This window comes from Enterobacter sp. R-1.6.2, assembly GCF_035064085.1.
Classification (GTDB): domain Bacteria; phylum Pseudomonadota; class Gammaproteobacteria; order Enterobacterales; family Enterobacteriaceae; genus Enterobacter; species Enterobacter asburiae_B.
In genome coordinates, this window is the sequence record NZ_JASEYI010000101.1 from 1 (window position 1) to 1122 (window position 1122).

The 1122-nt window shown below is 61.9% G+C and carries 1 protein-coding gene; it reads left to right on the top strand.

The features are described from left to right. A partial coding sequence (gene intI1 / locus QMN93_RS25965) for a class 1 integron integrase IntI1 (protein ID WP_025766410.1) occupies positions 1 to 919 on the top strand: 919 nt, incomplete at its 5' end. Positions 920 to 1122 lie beyond the last annotated feature (203 nt).

Consider the following 1122-nt stretch of genomic DNA (forward strand, 5'->3'; position numbering starts at 1 on the left):
AACCGAACAGGCTTATGTCCACTGGGTTCGTGCCTTCATCCGTTTCCACGGTGTGCGTCACCCGGCAACCTTGGGCAGCAGCGAAGTCGAGGCATTTCTGTCCTGGCTGGCGAACGAGCGCAAGGTTTCGGTCTCCACGCATCGTCAGGCATTGGCGGCCTTGCTGTTCTTCTACGGCAAGGTGCTGTGCACGGATCTGCCCTGGCTTCAGGAGATCGGAAGACCTCGGCCGTCGCGGCGCTTGCCGGTGGTGCTGACCCCGGATGAAGTGGTTCGCATCCTCGGTTTTCTGGAAGGCGAGCATCGTTTGTTCGCCCAGCTTCTGTATGGAACGGGCATGCGGATCAGTGAGGGTTTGCAACTGCGGGTCAAGGATCTGGATTTCGATCACGGCACGATCATCGTGCGGGAGGGCAAGGGCTCCAAGGATCGGGCCTTGATGTTACCCGAGAGCTTGGCACCCAGCCTGCGCGAGCAGCTGTCGCGTGCACGGGCATGGTGGCTGAAGGACCAGGCCGAGGGCCGCAGCGGCGTTGCGCTTCCCGACGCCCTTGAGCGGAAGTATCCGCGCGCCGGGCATTCCTGGCCGTGGTTCTGGGTTTTTGCGCAGCACACGCATTCGACCGATCCACGGAGCGGTGTCGTGCGTCGCCATCACATGTATGACCAGACCTTTCAGCGCGCCTTCAAACGTGCCGTAGAACAAGCAGGCATCACGAAGCCCGCCACACCGCACACCCTCCGCCACTCGTTCGCGACGGCCTTGCTCCGCAGCGGTTACGACATTCGAACCGTGCAGGATCTGCTCGGCCATTCCGACGTCTCTACGACGATGATTTACACGCATGTGCTGAAAGTTGGCGGTGCCGGAGTGCGCTCACCGCTTGATGCGCTGCCGCCCCTCACTAGTGAGAGGTAGGGCAGCGCAAGTCAATCCTGGCGGATTCACTACCCCTGCGCGAAGGCCATCGGTGCCGCATCGAACGGCCGGTTGCGGAAAGTCCTCCCTGCGTCCGCTGATGGCCGGCAGCAGCCCGTCGTTGCCTGATGGATCCAACCCCTCCGCTGCTATAGTGCAGTCGGCTTCTGACGTTCAGTGCAGCCGTCTTCTGAAAACGACAA